Raw genomic sequence first — 16,942 nt, 5'->3', positions numbered from 1 at the left:
TAGATAAGGCCGTGCAGTGTACAGCAGTCGTGCCGCGGCGGTTTATTCTTGGCGCCCGATGGCTCTATGATGGGGCTCGCCTCGGGAGGATCGCCATGCCATTGCCGTCCATGCAGGAACAATTCGCCGCCCTCATCGCGGCGCCTTCGGTCAGTTGCACCCAGCCCAGCCTGGATCAGTCCAACGGCCCGGTGATCGATCTGCTGGCCAACTGGCTGACCGAGCTGGGCTTCGCCTGCGAGATCCAGCAGGTCGAGCCCGGCAAGTTCAACATGATCGCCACGTTCGGCAGCGGCCCTGGCGGTCTGGTGCTGGCCGGGCACAGCGACACGGTGCCTTACGACGAGGCGCTGTGGAACACCGACCCGCTCAAGCTCACCGAGGTCGATGGACGCTGGGTCGGGCTGGGCAGCTGCGACATGAAGGGCTTCTTCGCACTGGCGATCGAGGCGGTGCGTGGCCTGATCGATCAGCCGTTCAAGCAGCCGCTGATCATCCTCGCCACGTGTGACGAAGAAAGCTCGATGTCCGGTGCCAAGGCGCTGGCCGCCGCCGGCCGGCCGCTGGGCCGTGCCGCGGTCATCGGCGAGCCGACCGGGCTCAAGCCGATCCGCCTGCACAAGGGGGTGATGATGGAGCGCATCGACATCCTTGGCCGCAGTGGCCATTCCTCGGACCCAAGCCTTGGTCACAGCGCCCTTGAAGCAATGCACGGTGCAATCGGCGAGCTGATGAACCTGCGTCGGCAATGGCAGCGCGAATACAACAACGCGCAGTTCAGCGTGCCCCAACCGACCCTGAACCTGGGCTGCATCCATGGCGGCGACAACCCCAACCGCATCTGTGGGCAATGCTCGCTGGAGTTCGACCTGCGGCCGTTGCCGGGCATGGACCCGCAGGTCCTGCGCACAGCCATCCGCAGCAAGCTTGCGCCGTTGGCCGAGTTGCACCAGGTGAAGATCGACTATGCACCGCTGTTCGCCGAGGTGCCACCCTTCGAGCAGCGTGCCGACACCGAGCTGGTGCGGGTTGCCGAGCGGCTGACGGGGTACACGGCGGCGGCCGTGGGCTTCGGTACCGAGGCGCCATACTTCCAGAGCATGGGCTGCGAAACCCTGGTACTGGGGCCAGGCAACATCGCCTGTGCGCACCAGCCCGGCGAATACCTGGAAATGTCACGTTTGCAGCCTACCGTGCGTCTATTGCGTGAACTGATCGAGCATTACTGCCTCGAATCGGTGATTGCCTAAATCGGCGTGCCTGCGGGCCGTCATCCCTGCAAGGAGTGCGCGCGTGTTGCCAAGCCTGTCACGACGATAACCCTCATACCGCTGTGCGCCGAGTGATGCTTTTCGTCCCACTTTTCTACAGGCTTCTGCCGTTATGCCCGACTACGTGAATTGGCTTCGCCACGCTTCTCCCTACATCAATGCCCACCGTGACTGCACCTTCGTGGTGATGCTGCCCGGCGAGGGCGTTGCCCACCCCAACTTCGGCAATATCGTCCACGACCTGGTGCTGTTGCACAGCATGGGCGTGCGCCTGGTGCTGGTCCACGGATCGCGCCCGCAGATCGAAAGCCGTCTGGCCGCGCGTGGCCTGAGTCCGCACTATCATCGCAACCTCAGGGTCACCGATGCCGCCACGCTCGAGTGCGTCATCGATGCGGTGGGCCATCTGCGGATCGCCATCGAGGCACGCCTGTCCATGGACATGGCGTCCTCGCCGATGCAGGGCTCGCGGTTGCGTGTGGCAGGCGGCAATCTGGTCACGGCGCGGCCGATCGGCGTGGTCGAGGGTGTCGACTATCACCATACCGGCGAAGTGCGTCGGGTCGATCGCAAGGGCATCAACCGCCTGCTCGACGAACGCTCGATCGTGCTGTTGTCGCCGCTGGGTTATTCGCCTACCGGCGAGATCTTCAACATTGCCTGTGAAGACGTGGCGACGCGGGCCGCCATCGACCTGGCGGCCGACAAGCTGCTGCTGTTCGGTGCCGAGCCGGGGCTGCTCGATGAAACCGGTCACCTGGTGCGCGAACTGCGCCCGCAGCAGGTGCCGGCGCACCTGTTGCGACTGGGTAACGATTACCAGGGGGAATTGCTCGATGCGGCCGCCCAGGCGTGCAAGGGGGGCGTCAGCCGCGCGCACATCGTCAGCTACGCCGAAGATGGCGCATTGCTCACCGAGCTGTTCACCCGCAATGGGGGCGGTACCCTGGTGGCGCAGGAGCAGTTCGAACAGGTACGCGAAGCCAACATCGAAGACGTCGGTGGCTTGCTGGACTTGATCAGCCCGCTGGAAGAGCAGGGCATCCTGGTACGCCGCTCCCGCGAGGTGCTGGAGCGCGAGATCACCCAGTTCAGCGTGGTCGAGCGTGAAGGCATGATCATCGCCTGCGCCGCGCTGTACCCGATCGCCGATTCACAGACCGGCGAGCTGGCGTGCCTGGCGGTGAATCCGGAATACCGCCATGGCGGTCGTGGCGACGAGTTGCTCGAGCGTATCGAAGAGCGGGCGCGGGCGTTGGGGTTGAACACCTTGTTCGTGCTCACCACCCGCACGGCGCACTGGTTCCGCGAACGCGGCTTCGTGCCTAGCGGCGTCGAACGCCTGCCGGCGGCACGCGCCTCGCTGTACAACTACCAGCGTAATTCGAAGATCTTCGAAAAGGCGCTATAGCGGCGCATCAGAACGATCGGTGGCGCCTTCTTCGCGGGCAGAGCCCGGCTCCCACATGAGATAAGCGCATATCCATTGTGGGAGCGGGCTCTGCCCGCGAAAAGGGCGCTGCGGTGCAGCAGAGATACCGCAGGGTATTCAGCGCGGTCAGTTGCTGATGGCCAGGATGCTTGCCTGGTAGGAACCGACGAACACATCGAAATCGCCCACTTCCTCGGCCTCGAGCGTCGCCTGGGCGGCCAGTGAATCGCGCGCCTGCTGTTCGAACTGCGCCTGGTCTTGGCTGCTCAGGGGCTGTTGCCGGAAGTACTCGGCATGGGCCTGGCTCTGGCTGAAGGAAAACTCGGCGAAGCTCTGTTTCTGCTCGGCCATCTTCGCCAGGACCTGCGCCGATGGCGTCAGCGACGGATCGCTGACTTTGGCGCGTTGCGCCGCCATCGCCTGGGCATGCTCATCGGTACCAGTACTGCGATCGAGCAACGCAGCGACGGCGTCGATACGCTCCAGCAAATCGCCAGCCCACGCCTTGAGCTCGACCGCCTCGCCATTGCGCTGCAACTGCAGGCCCGGCCGACGACCTTCCTTGACCGTGCTGAGGAAGTTGCCGGTACAGGCCGCGCATTCGCTGCTGTCGATCTGCGGGCTGCTTTCCAGCGCACAGAACAGCAGGAACGCATCGAGGAAGCGCGACTCGGTCAGGTCGACGCCGGTGGGCAGGAACGGGTTGATGTCCAGGCAGCGCACTTCGATGTACTGCACGCCACGGGCCATCAATGCCTGGATCGGCCGCTCACCACTGTAGGTCACCCGCTTGGGACGAATGTTGGAGTAATACTCGTTCTCGATCTGCAGGATGTTGGTGTTCAACTGCACCCATTCGCCATCCTTGTGCGTGCCCACCTGTACATACGGCGGATACGGCGTGGCCACTGCCTTGCGCAGGCTGTCGGTGTAGCTGGCCAGATCGTTGTAGCACGGCGTCAGGCCGGCCTGGGCGTTGCTCTGGTAACCCAGGTCGCTCATGCGCAGGCTGGTGGCGTAGGGCAGGTACAGGGTCTGCGCATCCAACTGCTCGAGCTGATGGGCGCGCCCGCGCAGAAAACCGGCATCCAGTGCCGGCGAGGCGCCGAACAGGTACATCAGCAACCAGCTGTAGCGACGGAAGTTTCGAATCAGCGCGATGTACGCGGAAGACTGGTAATCACGATCGGTGCCGACATAGCCATCAGCCTGCTTGAGCACCGGCCACAGCTGCTCGGGCAGGGAGAAGTTGTAGTGAATACCGGCAATGCACTGCATGGTGCGGCCGTAACGCAGGGACAGGCCCTGGCGATAGACGTACTTGAGGCGGCCGATGTTCGAGGTGCCGTAGTAGGCCAGCGGAATATCTTCCTCGGCCGGCAACGGGCAGGGCATGGAGGGACTCCACAGGTACTCGCTGCCCAGCTTGCTGTACACGAAGCGGTGGATCTGCTCCAGGCTGTGCAGGGTCTGGGCGGGATCCTCGAGTGCGGGCGTGATGAATTCCAGCAGCGATTCGGAGTAGTCCGTGGTGACCTGTTCGTTGGTCAGCGCCGATCCCAGCGCCTCGGGGTGCGGCGTCTGTGCCAGGCGACCCTCGTGGTTGACGCGCAGGCACTCGCGCTCGATGCCATGCAGGCACTGCGCGAGCAGAGAAAGGGTGGCAGGCTCGCCGAGCAAAGTCAGGCGGCGGTTGAGAAATTCGCTCAAGTTGGATTCCTTCACGCGTCAGTCGCCCCGATATGGGGGTGGAACGGACGGTCTGCAAGGGTGAAGACAAAAAGGAACCGGCGTCGTCGCCTGGTTTCGATCGGGCAAGGTGCAGGCCGTACTGCGATCGACACCGCCTGCGCCGTGCCGAAATTACCGCAGAACGACCCCTTCGGGCTAGAGAACCACGAAAGTACCTTGTGCCTTTGCCATCAGTTTTTCGCCCTGAAGCACCTCGGCCTCCACCACCATCGTGCGTCGGCCGGCGTGCAATACCTGGGCCTTGCAGATCACCTCACCTTCTGACACCGCGCGAAGGTAATTGATCTTGCATTCGAGCGTGACGCTTTGATTATCGAAACCGTGGGAGGTCGAGCACGCCAGGCCCATGGCAATGTCGACCAGGCTGAAGATGGCCCCGCCGTGCATCACCTGGCCACGGTTGCGCAGGTGCTCGGCCATGGGCAGTGCCACTTCCGCCACACCGGCATCCAGGCGTCGCACCTGGCAGCCGAGCTCACGAAAGTAGGCGCTCTGGGTCAGGTCGTCGGCAATCTCCATCAGCGTTTCTTCAACTGTTTGGCATTGGCGAACAACGACGCCATGGCCCCGTTGGCGGGCGCGGCGGCTTCCTTGACGCGGGCCGGAGCGGCCTGCTGACGGGCTGCGGCACCGGGACGGCTGCCCCGTGCGCCGTCGATCTTCTCGCCGGGCGTGTCGCCCATGCGCATCGACAGCCCCACGCGTTTGCGCGGAATGTCCACTTCCATCACCTTGACCTTGACCACGTCGCCGGCCTTCACCGCTTCACGCGGATCCTTGATGAATTTTTCCGACAGCGCCGAGATGTGCACCAGACCGTCCTGGTGCACGCCGATATCGACGAAGGCGCCGAAGTTGGTCACGTTGGTCACCACGCCTTCGAGCACCATGCCCAGTTGCAGGTCCTTGAGCTCTTCCACACCGTCCTGGAACTCGGCGGTCTTGAACTCCGGACGCGGGTCGCGGCCCGGCTTGTCCAGCTCCTGCAGTATGTCGGTCACGGTTGGCAGGCCGAAGGTTTCATCGGTGAATTTCTTCGGGTCCAGGCGCTTGAGGAAGCCGCTGTCGCCGATCAGCGAACGGATATCCCGATCGGTGCCTGCAGCGATGCGCTGCACCAGCACATAGGCTTCGGGGTGCACGGCCGAGGCGTCCAGCGGATTGTCGCCGTTCATGACGCGCAGGAAACCGGCCGCCTGTTCGAAGGTTTTTTCGCCCAGGCGAGAGACTTTCTTCAGTGCCGCACGGGTCCGGAACGCACCGTGCTCGTCGCGGTGGGCGACGATGTTCTGCGCCAGCGTGGCATTGAGCCCGGAAATACGCGCCAACAGGGCCACGGAGGCAGTGTTGACGTCCACGCCCACGGCGTTCACGCAGTCTTCCACCACGGCATCCAGGCCGCGTGCCAGCTTGAGCTGCGAGACGTCGTGCTGGTACTGGCCCACACCAATGGATTTCGGATCGATCTTGACCAGTTCGGCCAGTGGATCCTGCAGGCGCCGAGCGATGGAGACCGCACCGCGGATCGACACGTCCAGGTCGGGAAACTCGCGCGCTGCCAGCTCCGAGGCCGAATACACCGAGGCACCGGCTTCGGAGACCATCACCTTGGTCATTTTCAGGCCGGGGTATTTCTTGATGAGCTCGGCGGCCAGCTTGTCGGTCTCGCGGCTGGCAGTGCCGTTGCCGATGGCGATCAGGTCCACGGCATGCTTGGCGCACAGTGCAGCCAGCGTGGCCAGGGTCTGGTCCCATTTGTTATGCGGCACGTGCGGGTACACCGTGGCGTGATCGAGCAGCTTGCCGGTCGCATCCACCACCGCCACCTTGCAGCCGGTACGCAGGCCAGGGTCCAGACCGAGGGTGGCGCGCGGGCCCGCCGGGGCGGCCAGCAGCAGGTCATGCAGGTTGTGTGCGAAGACGTTGATGGCTTCGCTTTCGGCGTTCTCGCGCAGCTCGCTCAGCAGGTCGGTTTCCAAGTGCGTGTAGAGCTTGACCTTCCACGTCCAGCGCACCACTTCGCCGAGCCACTTGTCGGCGGCGCGCTGCTGGTTTTTCACGCCGAAGTGCTCGCCGATCATCATCTCGCAGGGATGCAGGGTGCCCGGAAGTTCTTCGCCTACCTTCAGCGACGAACCGAGAATACCTTCGTTGCGCCCGCGGAAAATGGCCAGGGCGCGGTGCGAGGGCATGCTCTTGAGCGGCTCGTCGTGCTCGAAGTAGTCGCGGAACTTGGCGCCTTCTTCTTCCTTGCCTGCCAGCACTCGGGCGCTGAGTACCGCTTCCTGCTTGAGGAAGCCGCGCAGCTTGGCCAGCAGTGTGGCGTCTTCGGCGAAGCGCTCCATCAGGATGTACTTGGCGCCTTCCAGTGCTGCCTTGACGTCGAGCACACCTTTATCGCCGTCGACGAAGCGGGCTGCTTCGGTTTCCGGGTTCAGCGTCGGGTCGGCGAACAGGCCGTCGGCCAGCTCGCCAAGGCCGGCCTCCAGGGCGATCTGGCCCTTGGTGCGGCGCTTCTGCTTGTACGGCAGGTAGAGGTCTTCCAGGCGTGTCTTGGTGTCGGCCTGCTGGATCTCGCGGGTCAGCTCGGGCGTCAGCTTGCCCTGTTCCTCGATGCTGGCCAGGATACTGGCGCGGCGCTCGTCGAGTTCGCGCAGGTAGCGCAGGCGCTCTTCGAGGTGACGCAGTTGGGTGTCGTCCAGGCTGCCGGTCACCTCCTTGCGGTAACGAGCGATGAAAGGCACGGTCGAACCTTCATCCAGCAGTGCGACGGCCGCTTCGACCTGTTGAGGGCGGACGCCGAGTTCCTCGGCGATGCGGCTGTTTATGCTGATCATGATAACCACCTGAAAAATGATAGGTACAAGGTGCAGTCCCCCATATGCCTGGTGTATGGGCACGTTTCGGGCACCGTGGCAGCGGACGCTTTCATGCGTACGTTGCCGCTGACGAGCCGCGCAGTATACCCAGCGATATCGTCTCGGCGCGAACCCCAAGCCTTGACGATCAAGGAATGTGGCTGGCGGCCAAAGAAAAATCTGCTAACAATGCACACGGCACGAGCGTCGGCAGCTACGCCATAATGCGCGCCGAGATCAGAGGAGCAACCCATGAGCAGTACCGCACAAGCAGCCGAAGGTGAAAAGATCCTCATCGTTGACGACGATCCGGGATTGAGCAGCTTGCTGGAGCGATTCTTCACCAGCAAAGGCTACCGTGCGCGCGCCGTGCCCAACGTCGAGCAAATGGATCGCCTGCTGGCTCGCGAAGTGTTCCATCTGGTGGTGCTGGACCTGATGCTGCCCGGCGAAGACGGCCTGTCCGCCTGCCGCCGCATGCGCGCCGGCAACAATCAGGTCCCGATCATCATGTTGACCGCCAAGGGTGACGAACTCAGCCGCATCAAGGGCCTGGAGCTGGGCGCGGACGACTACCTGGCCAAGCCCTTCAACCCCGACGAGCTGATGGCCCGCGTCAAGGCCGTGCTGCGTCGTCAGTCGGCGCCTGTGCCGGGCGCGCCAGGCAGCGAGGACGAATCGGTGTCCTTCGGCGACTACGAGCTCTCCCTGGCCACCCGCGAGCTCAAGCGTGGCGACGAAGTGCACATGCTCACCACCGGCGAGTTCGCCGTGCTCAAGGCTCTGGTGATGAACGCTCGTCAGCCACTGACCCGCGACAAGCTGATGAACCTGGCCCGTGGACGTGAATGGGACGCTCTGGAGCGCTCCATCGACGTGCAGATCTCGCGCCTGCGCCGCATGATCGAACCCGATCCGTCCAAGCCGCGCTACATCCAAACGGTCTGGGGCGTGGGTTACGTATTCGTACCCGATGGCAACGCCGCCCGGTAGACTTCAGGGGTTTTTGTAGGGTCGATGTCCTGAATCACATGTTGATTCGGGATATTCGTCATCCAGAATGTCTGCGAGCCTGCTCGCTCCTGCAACGTATGTGACCGCCGCGCAATGAAGACCCCTGTCTGGTTTCCCCAAAGTTTCTTCGCCCGAACCCTCTGGCTGGTGCTGGTCGTCGTCCTGTTTTCCAAGGCTCTGACCTTGGTCTACCTGTTGATGAACGAAGACGTGCTGGTCGACCGCCAGTACAGTCACGGTGTGGCGCTGACCCTGCGTGCCTACTGGGCGGCGGACGAGAACAACCGCGACCAGATCGCTGACGCCGCAGGCTTGATTCGCGTGGTCGGCGGCGGTGTGCCAGAAGGCGAACAGCATTGGCCGTACAGTGAAATCTACCAACGCCAGATGCAGGCCGAGCTGGGCGAGGACACCGAAGTGCGCTTGCGCGTCCATGCGCCGCCCGCCCTGTGGGTGCGTGCGCCGAGCCTGGGCGCTGGCTGGTTGAAGGTGCCTTTGTATCCGCACCCATTGCGCGGACAGAAGATCTGGAGCGTGCTGGGCTGGTTTCTGGCGATCGGCCTGTTGTCGACCGCTTCGGCCTGGATCTTCGTGCGTCAGCTCAACCAGCCGCTCAAGCGCCTGGTGTTTGCCGCCCGTCAGCTAGGGCAGGGCCGCAGCGTGCGCCTGCCGGTGAGCGATACGCCCAGTGAGATGACCGAGGTGTACCGGGCGTTCAACCAGATGGCCGAAGACGTCGAACAGGCCGGTCGCGAGCGCGAGCTGATGCTTGCCGGCGTCTCCCACGACCTGCGCACGCCGCTGACCCGGCTGCGGCTGTCGCTGGAACTGATGACCTCGGACAACGAATTCACCCCCGACATGGTCCGCGACATCGAGGACATGGACGCGATCCTCGATCAGTTCCTGGCCTTCATTCGCGACGGGCGCGACGAAAAAGTCGAGGTCGTCGACCTGGGGAATCTGGTGCAGGAAGTCGTTGCGCCCTACAACCAGGCGCAGGAGCAGGTGCTGCTTCGCCTGGAACCGATCCCGCCGTTCCCGCTGCGCCGGGTGTCGATGAAGCGGCTGTTGAACAACCTGATCGGCAACGCGCTCTACCATGCCGGCAGCGGTGTGGAGGTGGCGGTCAACGTTTCGGGCGACGACAACGCGCCCTATGTGGTGCTCAGCGTGCTGGACCGTGGCGCCGGTATCGATCCGGGGGAGCTGGTTGGCATCTTCGACCCGTTCATCCGCGGCGATCGCGCGCGCAGTGGCAAGGGCACCGGGTTGGGTCTGGCGATCGTCAAGCGCATTGCCGCCATGCATGGCGGCAACGTGGAACTGCGCAATCGCTCGACGGGCGGGCTGGAGGCGCGGGTGCGGCTGCCACTGGGCCTGATGCTGCCCAGGGATGCCGTCTAGGAACTAGCCCTTGCCCTTGGTGCGGGTCATGTTCGGGCCTCTGTTCTTTTCGATGTGCTCGATGATCATCCCGGCCACGTCCTTGCCGGTAGTCACCTCGATGCCTTCCAGGCCTGGCGATGAATTGACCTCCATCACCAAGGGGCCGTGGTTGGAGCGCAGGATGTCCACGCCGGCGACGCTGAGCCCCATTACCTTGGCCGCGCGGATCGCGGTCATGCGCTCTTCCGGGGTGATCTTGATCAGGCTGGCGCTGCCGCCACGATGCAGGTTGGAGCGAAACTCGCCGGGTTTGGCCTGGCGCTTCATGGCCGCAATCACCTTGTCACCCACCACGAAGCAGCGAATGTCGGCGCCGCCGGCCTCCTTGATGTACTCCTGAACCATGATGTTCTGCTTGAGACCCATGAACGCCTCGATCACCGACTCGGCGGCGGTGGCGGTTTCGCACAGCACCACACCGATGCCCTGGGTGCCTTCGAGCACCTTGATCACCAGCGGGGCGCCATTGACCATGCTGATCAGGTCGGGAATGTCGTCCGGCGAGTGGGCGAAGCCGGTGACAGGCAGGCCGATGCCGCGTCGCGACAGCAGTTGCAGCGAGCGCAGCTTGTCGCGCGAGCGGGCGATGGCCACTGATTCGTTCAGCGGAAAGACGTCCATCATTTCGAACTGACGCAGCACCGCACAGCCATAGAAGGTGACCGACGCACCGATGCGCGGAATGACCGCATCGAAGCCCTGCAGCGGCTTGCCCCGGTAGTGGATCTGCGGCTTGTGACTGGCGATGTTCATGTACGCGCGCAGTGTGTCGATCACGACCATTTCATGGCCACGGGCAGTGCCGGCTTCGATCAGACGACGAGTGGAATACAGACGCGGATTGCGCGACAGCACAGCGATCTTCATGCAACACCTGTGGCAGAGGTAGTAGAGGCCGGGAACACCGGCTTGTCTTGAACGTAGGTGACGCCAGGGTTCACGACCAGTTGGCCATGGACCAGCGCCTTGGAACCCAGCAGCAGGCGGTAACGCATGGATTTACGACAGGCCAGGGTGAATTCGACCGTCCAGACCCGGTCGCCCAGGGCAAGAGTGGTCTTGATCACGTAGCGCGTCTGCGCATGGCCATTGGAGCTCTTGATGGTCTTCATGGCCACCAGCGGTGCTTCGCAGCGTCTGTGGCGCAGTTGCACCACGGTGCCCAGGTGGGCGGTGAAACGCACCCACTTCTCACCGGCACGGGTGAACGGTTCGATGTCCGTGGCGTGCAGGCTGGAGGTGCTGGCGCCGGTGTCGATCTTGGCGCGCAGGCCGGCGACACCCAGGTCGGGCAGCGCCACCCACTCGCGCAGACCAATGACGGTCAGGTGATCAAATGTTTTCAAATTCGGCAAACCGCAAGAGGTAGGGGTGGACCCACATACGCAAGCTTCAGACCGGCGCGGCCCGGATCAATTCAACCCAGCCCGACGCCGCTTGGCAAGCGTGCGTGCACTGTAATCGCAAAGACCGTCGCTTGCATCCGACAGGCACGGTAGTACAGTTCGATGACGGCATTTCGCGAGGTGAGCCTGTGGCACAGAAGCAAAAGCAGGAAGAAGAGGACAAGGTCCGTCTGGACAAATGGCTGTGGGCTGCGCGCTTCTACAAGACTCGTGCCCTGGCCAAGGAAGCCATCGAGAGCGGCAAGGTGCATTACCGCGGCGAGCGCTGCAAGCCGGGCAAGGAGCCGCACGTGGGCGATGAGCTGCAGATACGCACCGGTTTCGATGAGCGCAGCGTGATCATCGAGGCGCTGTCCATCGTGCGCCGTGGTGCGCCCGAAGCGCAGACGCTCTACCGCGAAACCGAGCAGAGCCAGGCCAGGCGCGAAGCCGCTGCGGCCATGCGCAAGGCCGGCGCGCTGGGCGTGACCACCGACGGCAAGCCTTCGAAGAAACAGCGTCGGCAGTTGTTCAGTTTTCGATCAGGGGATTGATGGGGGGCAGCACAGTCAACACATCACCCTGCGACGATACTCAACCGTCCCAGTACCGGCAGCTTCGCCAGCAGCCTGAACAATGGCTCGGTGACCCGCACCAGCCACTGCGAAGTATGGGCTGCGAAAGGCGTGAAGTAGCCCCAGCCGAGCGCCCAGACGGCCATCAGCACGCCGCCGATGTAGTCGTCCTGCCCCCAGTGGGCGCCGGCAACCAGGCGCGGCAGCATGAACACCAGGGCCAGGGCCCAGATACATAGCCACTGGCCGACTCGACGGGTACAGACGCTCATGAACAGCGCCCAGATCAGCAGCACCGACGCGTGATCGCCCGGAAAGCTCTGACTGGAGCGGTCCTTGAGTTCCCAGTGGCGTTCCAGGTTCGGGTACCAGTCGCTGAGCAGTACCGGATCGGCCAGGACCATGCTCGGACTGTCGTGGTCCCAGCCCATTACGTGTATCCACTTGGAAAACAGCGCGCGCACCACCACTAAGAGCAACAGCACGGCCATGAAGCCGAAAAAGGCTTGGCGAACCTGTCCGGCCTTGAACACCCAATTGCCGCGGATCAGCAGCGCCAGCATGATCACGCCGACCACGATGTCGAAGGGTCGCAAGCTGCCCAGGGTCCACACATAACGCCACGCGGCATTGCTGGCCAGGGGCGCGTTGAGCAGGCGAAACAGCCATTCGTCGAATGCTGTGCACAAATGATGGCCAATAGGCCATAACCAGAAGCACAACAGCACGATCGGGATTGAATTGCACAGCAGCAAGCCGCTAACGTTCCACCTGGCTTGGAACAGTGGGCCTTTGTTCATAAGATACCTCTACATCCACAGGGCAGTGAGCGATCAAACGAACGCTCTGAAGCGGGCTTTATAAAAGCCGCTACACATTTTGTCACCATTCTCAGATACTGGACTTATGCACGATCTTCCTGAAGCCGATTTCACCCAACGCTTTATTTTCGACGACGCCGATGTACGCGGTGAGGCGGTAGCATTGGAACGCAGCTACGCCGAGGTCCTGGCCAAGCACGATTACCCGCTGCCGGTGCAGTTGCTGCTGGGCGAGTTCATGGCTGCCGCGGCCCTGCTGGTAGGGACGCTCAAGTTCGATGGCTTGCTGATTCTGCAGGCCCGCTCCGAAGGCCCCGTGCCGTTGCTGATGATCGAATGCTCCAGCGAGCGTGATATCCGCGGCCTGGCGCGTTTCCATGCCGAGCAGATCAACGACACCGATGGCCTGCCAGAATTGATGCCCGCCGGTACCCTGGCGATGACCATCGACCCTACCGAAGGTCAGCGCTACCAAGGCATCGTGGATCTGGAAGGTGCCGACCTGTCGGCAAGTTTCTCCAATTACTTCGCCCTCTCCGAACAGCTCGGTACGCGCTTCTGGCTCAAGGCCGATGGCCAGCGTGCCCGTGGCCTGCTGCTGCAGCAATTGCCTGCCGCTGTGATCAAGGACGAAGACGACCGCGCCGAGAGCTGGAAGACCGCCATCACCCTGGCCGATACCCTCAAGGCCGAAGAACTGTTGGGCCTGGATAACGAAACCGTGTTGTACCGCCTGTACCACGAGCAGGCATTGCGGCTTTTCGATACCCAGCCGATTCGGTTTCGCTGCAGCTGTTCCAGGGAGCGTTCGGCACGAGCGCTCGTCAGCCTTGGGCACGACGATGCACGCGAATTGCTCAAGGAGCATGGCGGTACGGTGGAGATCGACTGCCAGTTCTGCAACCAGCGCTACTTGTTTGACGCCACCGACGTCGATCAGCTCTTCAGTGGCGCTGGTGTGGACGCTCCGTCAGATACCCGTCACTGAAGCGATTTAGTCTCGCTAAATTAACAAACGGACGCCGGAATAACGCCGTTACCGACAGGAGGACGCTATTCTTTTCGGGCGTTTCTGGCATAATCCGGCCCACTTTTTAGCTGTAGTGGTTGTTGTAAACTTACTACAAAACGTTTGGAGCACTCGGCCCAGAGCCGACGGGGAACCTCATGACGCAAGCCAAGAACGCCGTGTACGCCGATCTGACTGTAGACGATCTGGTTAAAGAAGCCCTGAACCGTGGTGAAGGCGAGCTTGCCGATACCGGGGCTCTGGTGGTGCGTACCGGTCATCGTACCGGTCGTTCGCCAGTCGACCGTTTCATCGTCGAAGAGCCCACTACCCAGGACGCCATTGCCTGGGGCCCGATCAACCGCAAATTCCCGGCCGACAAGTTCGATGCCCTGTGGGATCGCGTCGAAGCCTATCTGGGCGAGCGCGAGCGGTTCGTTTCCCATGTGCATGTAGGCTCCGATCCGGCGCACTACCTGCCGGTCAAGATGACTACCCAGACCGCCTGGCACAACCTGTTCGGGCGTTGCCTGTTCATCAATCCGGAGCAGTACAACGCCGGTGGCAAGGATGAATGGCAGGTGCTCAACGCGCCTGAGTTCGAGTGCGTGCCCGAGCGCGATGGCACCAACTCCGACGGTACCGTGATCATCAACTTCGCGGCCCGCAAGGTGCTGATCGCAGGCATGCGCTATGCCGGCGAAATGAAGAAGGCGATGTTCTCGGTGCAGAACTTCCTGCTGCCGGCCGCCGACGTGCTGCCGATGCACTGCGCCGCCAACATGGGCGAAGACGGCGACGTCACCTTGTTCTTCGGCCTGTCGGGCACCGGCAAGACCACCCTGTCGGCCGACGAAAGCCGTTACCTGATCGGTGACGACGAGCACGGCTGGGGTGTGGGCGTGGTGTTCAACATCGAGGGCGGCTGCTACGCCAAGTGCATCGACCTGTCCGAGAAGAACGAGCCGGTCATCTGGAAAGCCATTCAGCACGGCGCCGTGCTGGAGAACGTCGTGCTCGATGCCGACAAGAAGGCCGACTACGCCGATGACAGCCTGACCCAGAACAGCCGTGCCGCGTATCCGCGTGAGCTGATCGAAAAGCGCGCGCCGAAGAACCTGGGTGGCGAGCCCAATGCCGTGATCTTCCTGACTTGCGACCTGACCGGCGTACTGCCGCCTGTGTCCATTCTCAGTGAAGAGCAGGCGGCCTATCACTTCCTGTCGGGTTACACCGCGCTGGTTGGTTCGACCGAGATGGGTTCGGGCAGCGGCATCAAGTCGACCTTCTCGACCTGCTTCGGCGCACCGTTCTTCCCGCGTCCGGCTGGCGAGTACGCCGAGCTGCTGATCAAGCGTATTCGTGGCTTCGGCTCCAAGGTCTACCTGGTCAACACCGGCTGGACCGGCGGCGGCTACGGCGTTGGCAAGCGCTTCAACATCCCCACCACCCGTGGCGTGATCGCAGCGATCCAGAGCGGCGCCCTGATCGGCACCGAGACCGAGCACCTGGACATCGTCAACCTGGACGTGCCAAAGGTTGTCCCAGGCGTCGACACCAACCTGCTCAACCCACGCAACACCTGGGCTGACCCAGCCGCCTACGACGAAGCCGCCAAAGGCCTGGCTTCGCTGTTCATCGAGAACTTCAAGAAGTTCGACGTGAGCGACTCGATCAAGGCTGCCGGTCCGCAGTTGTAAGCATTCGCTGAAACAAAAAAAACCGCCTTTTTCAAGGCGGTTTTTTGTGGGATACCCGTTTCAAAAAGAACAGTCACAGTGTGGTAGCGCTTTGAGTGCGGTCAACAGTGCAGGAAGTGACTCGTGAATCGTATCCCACACCACGTCGAACGCTACCTCGTAATAACCATGCGCAATCTTGTTGCGCATGCCGCGCATGCTCCTCCAAGGCACCTGCGGGTGCGTGGCTGCAAACTCCGAATGCATTGCAAGCACCTTGGTAGCCGCCTCGCCGATGATAACGAGACTCATGGTCACGGCTTGTTGGGTCTTTTTGTCCGCCAGAAAATCTTCCAGTTCCAGACCGTCCACGAACGTCAACGCGTCCTGTGCTGCCGTAGTCATTTGGGCTAGGTGGTCTTCGAGCCCAAGGCGTGTCATACGGGTGCAGCCTGGGTCAATACGTCGTCACGAAACTTGATAGGAAGATCGCCAGGGGTCAAAAGATCTACCGAAACACCGAGGAGCTCCTCCAGTTCTTCCAGTAGCCCGCCTAAGTCGAACAATGTTGCCCCAGGCAGGGTATCGACGAGTAGATCAAGATCACTGCCCTCGGTATCCGTGCCCGCCAAGACTGATCCGAATACTCTGGGGTTGGCGCTTCGGTAGCGGCCAACGGCCTCGCGTACAGCGGTCCTGTTCAGAGCAAGCGCGGCAGACGGTTTCATGAAGGTCTCCTGAAGTGAGCACCGGTCCACTCTCGATTAACGAATGGCTGTGGCTCGGTCCATGGCACGACATCAGCCCGTGACGGAACTGATCAGGCGTTGACTATAGCTGAAAGAGGTATGGGAGCGACAAGTGAGCGCGGCGGGTGAGTTATATGCCGCGCTCGCCAGAGCGCGGAAGTTTTCAAGCGAGATGACTGGGTGAATATTGCTGTATGAGCAATTAGCGATCACGCCAATGCTTGTTGTGGCCGACATAGCGGCCGCGGTCGCGGTGTTTCCATTTGCCGCGGTTGTCGTGGCCGCGATAGCGGCGATCGTCACGATCGTCGCGGTCGGACGAGGTGCCCATGTAGTTGCCCAGCGCGCCGCCGGCACCACCGCCGGTGGCGGCGCCGATCAGGCCGCCGGTGCTGCCGCCTACGTTGCGGCCCACCACGTTGCCGCCTGCAGCACCCAGGGCGCCACCGATGGCGGCCTGGCCACGGCTGCGCTTGTCGGCGCCGACTGCGCTACCTGCCGCACCACCCAGGCCTGCGCCGATGGTCGAGCCGGTGCTGCCGCCCAGTTGCTGGCCGACCACCGCGCCCAGTACCCCACCCAATGCGCCCCCTACACCGGCTTCGGTGTTGCTGCCAGCAGAGGCAGCGCCTGTTACCAGGCCGAGGGTCAACAAAAGTATCGAGGGAAATTTCATCGATCAGATCTCAGAGGGATGACGGCGCGACTTTGCTATGCGATCGGTCGTCCGACAAGCGCGATGTGATGGAAAGCACGATGGGTGCGCAGTTCTGAGATTCTGAACTTTCATGGGGAAACTTTGAGCGGAGAGGGTGGTCGCACGTACTTCCGGAGTGGCGTCTTTTGCTGGCGTTGAAGGTTAAGGGCAAGATCAAGAGCTACGCGGCTTGCGCCGCTGCTACAGGAGAGGCGTCTTTTTGGGGCGGCCGAGGGGTAGGGTCAAGATCA

General features: G+C 62.6%; 16 protein-coding genes. 7 read left to right on the top strand and 9 right to left on the bottom strand.

Features of this window, described 5'->3' with window-relative positions; translation table 11 throughout:
- Nucleotides 1-95 precede the first annotated feature (95 nt).
- Nucleotides 96-1,250: an acetylornithine deacetylase gene (argE, locus tag BLV18_RS19595; RefSeq protein ID WP_090361124.1), complete on the top strand. Its 1,155-nt coding sequence runs from the start codon at nt 96-98 to the stop codon at nt 1,248-1,250.
- 133 nt (nt 1,251-1,383) lie between these two features.
- Nucleotides 1,384-2,682, top strand: a complete 1,299-nt coding sequence (argA, locus tag BLV18_RS19590) for an amino-acid N-acetyltransferase (RefSeq protein WP_049860245.1) — start codon at nt 1,384-1,386, stop codon at nt 2,680-2,682.
- A 147-nt stretch (nt 2,683-2,829) separates the two neighbouring features.
- Here the strand turns inward: argA and gshA are convergent, their stop codons facing one another.
- The 3 genes from gshA to BLV18_RS19575 form a co-directional block, all read right to left on the bottom strand.
- The gene (gene gshA, locus BLV18_RS19585) at nt 2,830-4,413 is read right to left on the bottom strand and encodes a glutamate--cysteine ligase (RefSeq protein WP_090361120.1); all 1,584 of its coding nucleotides are present in this window, start codon (nt 4,411-4,413) and stop codon (nt 2,830-2,832) included.
- 177 nt (nt 4,414-4,590) lie between these two features.
- Entirely contained in the window at nt 4,591-4,974 is a 384-nt protein-coding gene (locus BLV18_RS19580; RefSeq protein WP_090361117.1) for a PaaI family thioesterase, read from the bottom strand.
- A complete protein-coding gene (locus tag BLV18_RS19575; protein ID WP_090361114.1) occupies nt 4,974-7,292 on the bottom strand; it encodes a Tex family protein in 2,319 nt (772 codons plus the stop codon). The genes BLV18_RS19580 and BLV18_RS19575 overlap by 1 nt, the downstream gene beginning before the upstream one ends.
- A 273-nt stretch (nt 7,293-7,565) precedes the next feature.
- On the opposite strand from BLV18_RS19575, the gene ompR reads away from it, so the two are divergent.
- A complete protein-coding gene (ompR, locus tag BLV18_RS19570; protein WP_043192310.1) occupies nt 7,566-8,306 on the top strand; it encodes an osmolarity response regulator transcription factor OmpR in 741 nt (246 codons plus the stop codon).
- Nucleotides 8,307-8,420: 114 nt separating this feature from the next.
- Entirely contained in the window at nt 8,421-9,734 is a 1,314-nt protein-coding gene (locus BLV18_RS19565) for an ATP-binding protein (protein ID WP_049860241.1), read from the top strand.
- A gap of 3 nt (nt 9,735-9,737) precedes the next feature.
- Here BLV18_RS19565 and rimK read toward each other — a convergent pair whose 3' ends face one another.
- On the bottom strand, nt 9,738-10,643 hold the full coding sequence (gene rimK / locus BLV18_RS19560; protein WP_049860240.1) for a 30S ribosomal protein S6--L-glutamate ligase: 906 nt from the start codon (nt 10,641-10,643) through the stop codon (nt 9,738-9,740).
- Nucleotides 10,640-11,122, bottom strand: coding sequence for a retropepsin-like aspartic endopeptidase RimB (gene rimB / locus BLV18_RS19555; protein ID WP_043192313.1), 483 nt, complete (start codon nt 11,120-11,122; stop codon nt 10,640-10,642). The genes rimK and rimB overlap by 4 nt, the downstream gene beginning before the upstream one ends.
- Before the next feature lie 188 nt (nt 11,123-11,310).
- On the opposite strand from rimB, the gene BLV18_RS19550 reads away from it, so the two are divergent.
- Nucleotides 11,311-11,715 (top strand): RNA-binding S4 domain-containing protein, encoded by a 405-nt coding sequence (locus BLV18_RS19550; protein WP_049860239.1) that lies wholly within the window; start codon nt 11,311-11,313, stop codon nt 11,713-11,715.
- A gap of 23 nt (nt 11,716-11,738) precedes the next feature.
- On the opposite strand, the gene BLV18_RS19545 is transcribed toward BLV18_RS19550, so the two are convergent.
- Entirely contained in the window at nt 11,739-12,536 is a 798-nt protein-coding gene (locus BLV18_RS19545; protein WP_090361111.1) for a phosphatase PAP2 family protein, read from the bottom strand.
- 106 nt (nt 12,537-12,642) lie between these two features.
- Here BLV18_RS19545 and hslO point away from each other — a divergent pair, with 106 nt between their 5' ends.
- Complete coding sequence (hslO, locus tag BLV18_RS19540; protein ID WP_049860237.1) at nt 12,643-13,545, top strand: Hsp33 family molecular chaperone HslO; 903 nt, start codon at nt 12,643-12,645, stop codon at nt 13,543-13,545.
- A gap of 179 nt (nt 13,546-13,724) precedes the next feature.
- Nucleotides 13,725-15,266 (top strand): phosphoenolpyruvate carboxykinase, encoded by a 1,542-nt coding sequence (locus tag BLV18_RS19535; protein ID WP_049860236.1) that lies wholly within the window; start codon nt 13,725-13,727, stop codon nt 15,264-15,266.
- Between the two features lie 60 nt (nt 15,267-15,326).
- Here the strand turns inward: BLV18_RS19535 and BLV18_RS19530 are convergent, their stop codons facing one another.
- The 3 genes from BLV18_RS19530 to BLV18_RS19520 all read right to left on the bottom strand — a co-directional run bounded on the left by BLV18_RS19530 (nt 15,327) and on the right by BLV18_RS19520 (nt 16,670).
- On the bottom strand, nt 15,327-15,686 hold the full coding sequence (locus BLV18_RS19530; protein ID WP_090361108.1) for a HepT-like ribonuclease domain-containing protein: 360 nt from the start codon (nt 15,684-15,686) through the stop codon (nt 15,327-15,329).
- Nucleotides 15,683-15,973 (bottom strand): nucleotidyltransferase family protein, encoded by a 291-nt coding sequence (locus BLV18_RS19525; RefSeq protein ID WP_090361105.1) that lies wholly within the window; start codon nt 15,971-15,973, stop codon nt 15,683-15,685. The genes BLV18_RS19530 and BLV18_RS19525 overlap by 4 nt, the downstream gene beginning before the upstream one ends.
- Before the next feature lie 223 nt (nt 15,974-16,196).
- Nucleotides 16,197-16,670: a glycine zipper 2TM domain-containing protein gene (locus BLV18_RS19520; RefSeq protein WP_090361102.1), complete on the bottom strand. Its 474-nt coding sequence runs from the start codon at nt 16,668-16,670 to the stop codon at nt 16,197-16,199.
- Between the last annotated feature and the right edge of the window lie 272 nt (nt 16,671-16,942).

The organism is Pseudomonas coleopterorum (assembly GCF_900105555.1).
Taxonomy (GTDB): Bacteria; Pseudomonadota; Gammaproteobacteria; order Pseudomonadales; family Pseudomonadaceae; genus Aquipseudomonas; species Aquipseudomonas coleopterorum.
The sequence above is the reverse complement of the archived record's forward strand: the minus strand, read 5'-3'. Positions and strand labels throughout refer to the sequence as shown.

What these genes read in the sequence shown, in the direction of transcription:
- hslO (WP_049860237.1), top strand. Translation starts at nt 12,643, where the DNA reads ATGCACGATCTTCCTGAAGCCGATTTCACCCAACGCTTTATTTTCGAC.
- ompR (WP_043192310.1), top strand. Translation starts at nt 7,566, where the DNA reads ATGAGCAGTACCGCACAAGCAGCCGAAGGTGAAAAGATCCTCATCGTT.
- BLV18_RS19535 (WP_049860236.1), top strand. Translation starts at nt 13,725, where the DNA reads ATGACGCAAGCCAAGAACGCCGTGTACGCCGATCTGACTGTAGACGAT.
- BLV18_RS19530 (WP_090361108.1), bottom strand. Translation starts at nt 15,686, where the DNA reads ATGACACGCCTTGGGCTCGAAGACCACCTAGCCCAAATGACTACGGCA.
- rimK (WP_049860240.1), bottom strand. Translation starts at nt 10,643, where the DNA reads ATGAAGATCGCTGTGCTGTCGCGCAATCCGCGTCTGTATTCCACTCGT.
- BLV18_RS19545 (WP_090361111.1), bottom strand. Translation starts at nt 12,536, where the DNA reads ATGAACAAAGGCCCACTGTTCCAAGCCAGGTGGAACGTTAGCGGCTTG.
- BLV18_RS19580 (WP_090361117.1), bottom strand. Translation starts at nt 4,974, where the DNA reads ATGGAGATTGCCGACGACCTGACCCAGAGCGCCTACTTTCGTGAGCTC.
- BLV18_RS19525 (WP_090361105.1), bottom strand. Translation starts at nt 15,973, where the DNA reads ATGAAACCGTCTGCCGCGCTTGCTCTGAACAGGACCGCTGTACGCGAG.
- BLV18_RS19575 (WP_090361114.1), bottom strand. Translation starts at nt 7,292, where the DNA reads ATGATCAGCATAAACAGCCGCATCGCCGAGGAACTCGGCGTCCGCCCT.
- argA (WP_049860245.1), top strand. Translation starts at nt 1,384, where the DNA reads ATGCCCGACTACGTGAATTGGCTTCGCCACGCTTCTCCCTACATCAAT.
- BLV18_RS19565 (WP_049860241.1), top strand. Translation starts at nt 8,421, where the DNA reads ATGAAGACCCCTGTCTGGTTTCCCCAAAGTTTCTTCGCCCGAACCCTC.
- argE (WP_090361124.1), top strand. Translation starts at nt 96, where the DNA reads ATGCCATTGCCGTCCATGCAGGAACAATTCGCCGCCCTCATCGCGGCG.
- BLV18_RS19520 (WP_090361102.1), bottom strand. Translation starts at nt 16,670, where the DNA reads ATGAAATTTCCCTCGATACTTTTGTTGACCCTCGGCCTGGTAACAGGC.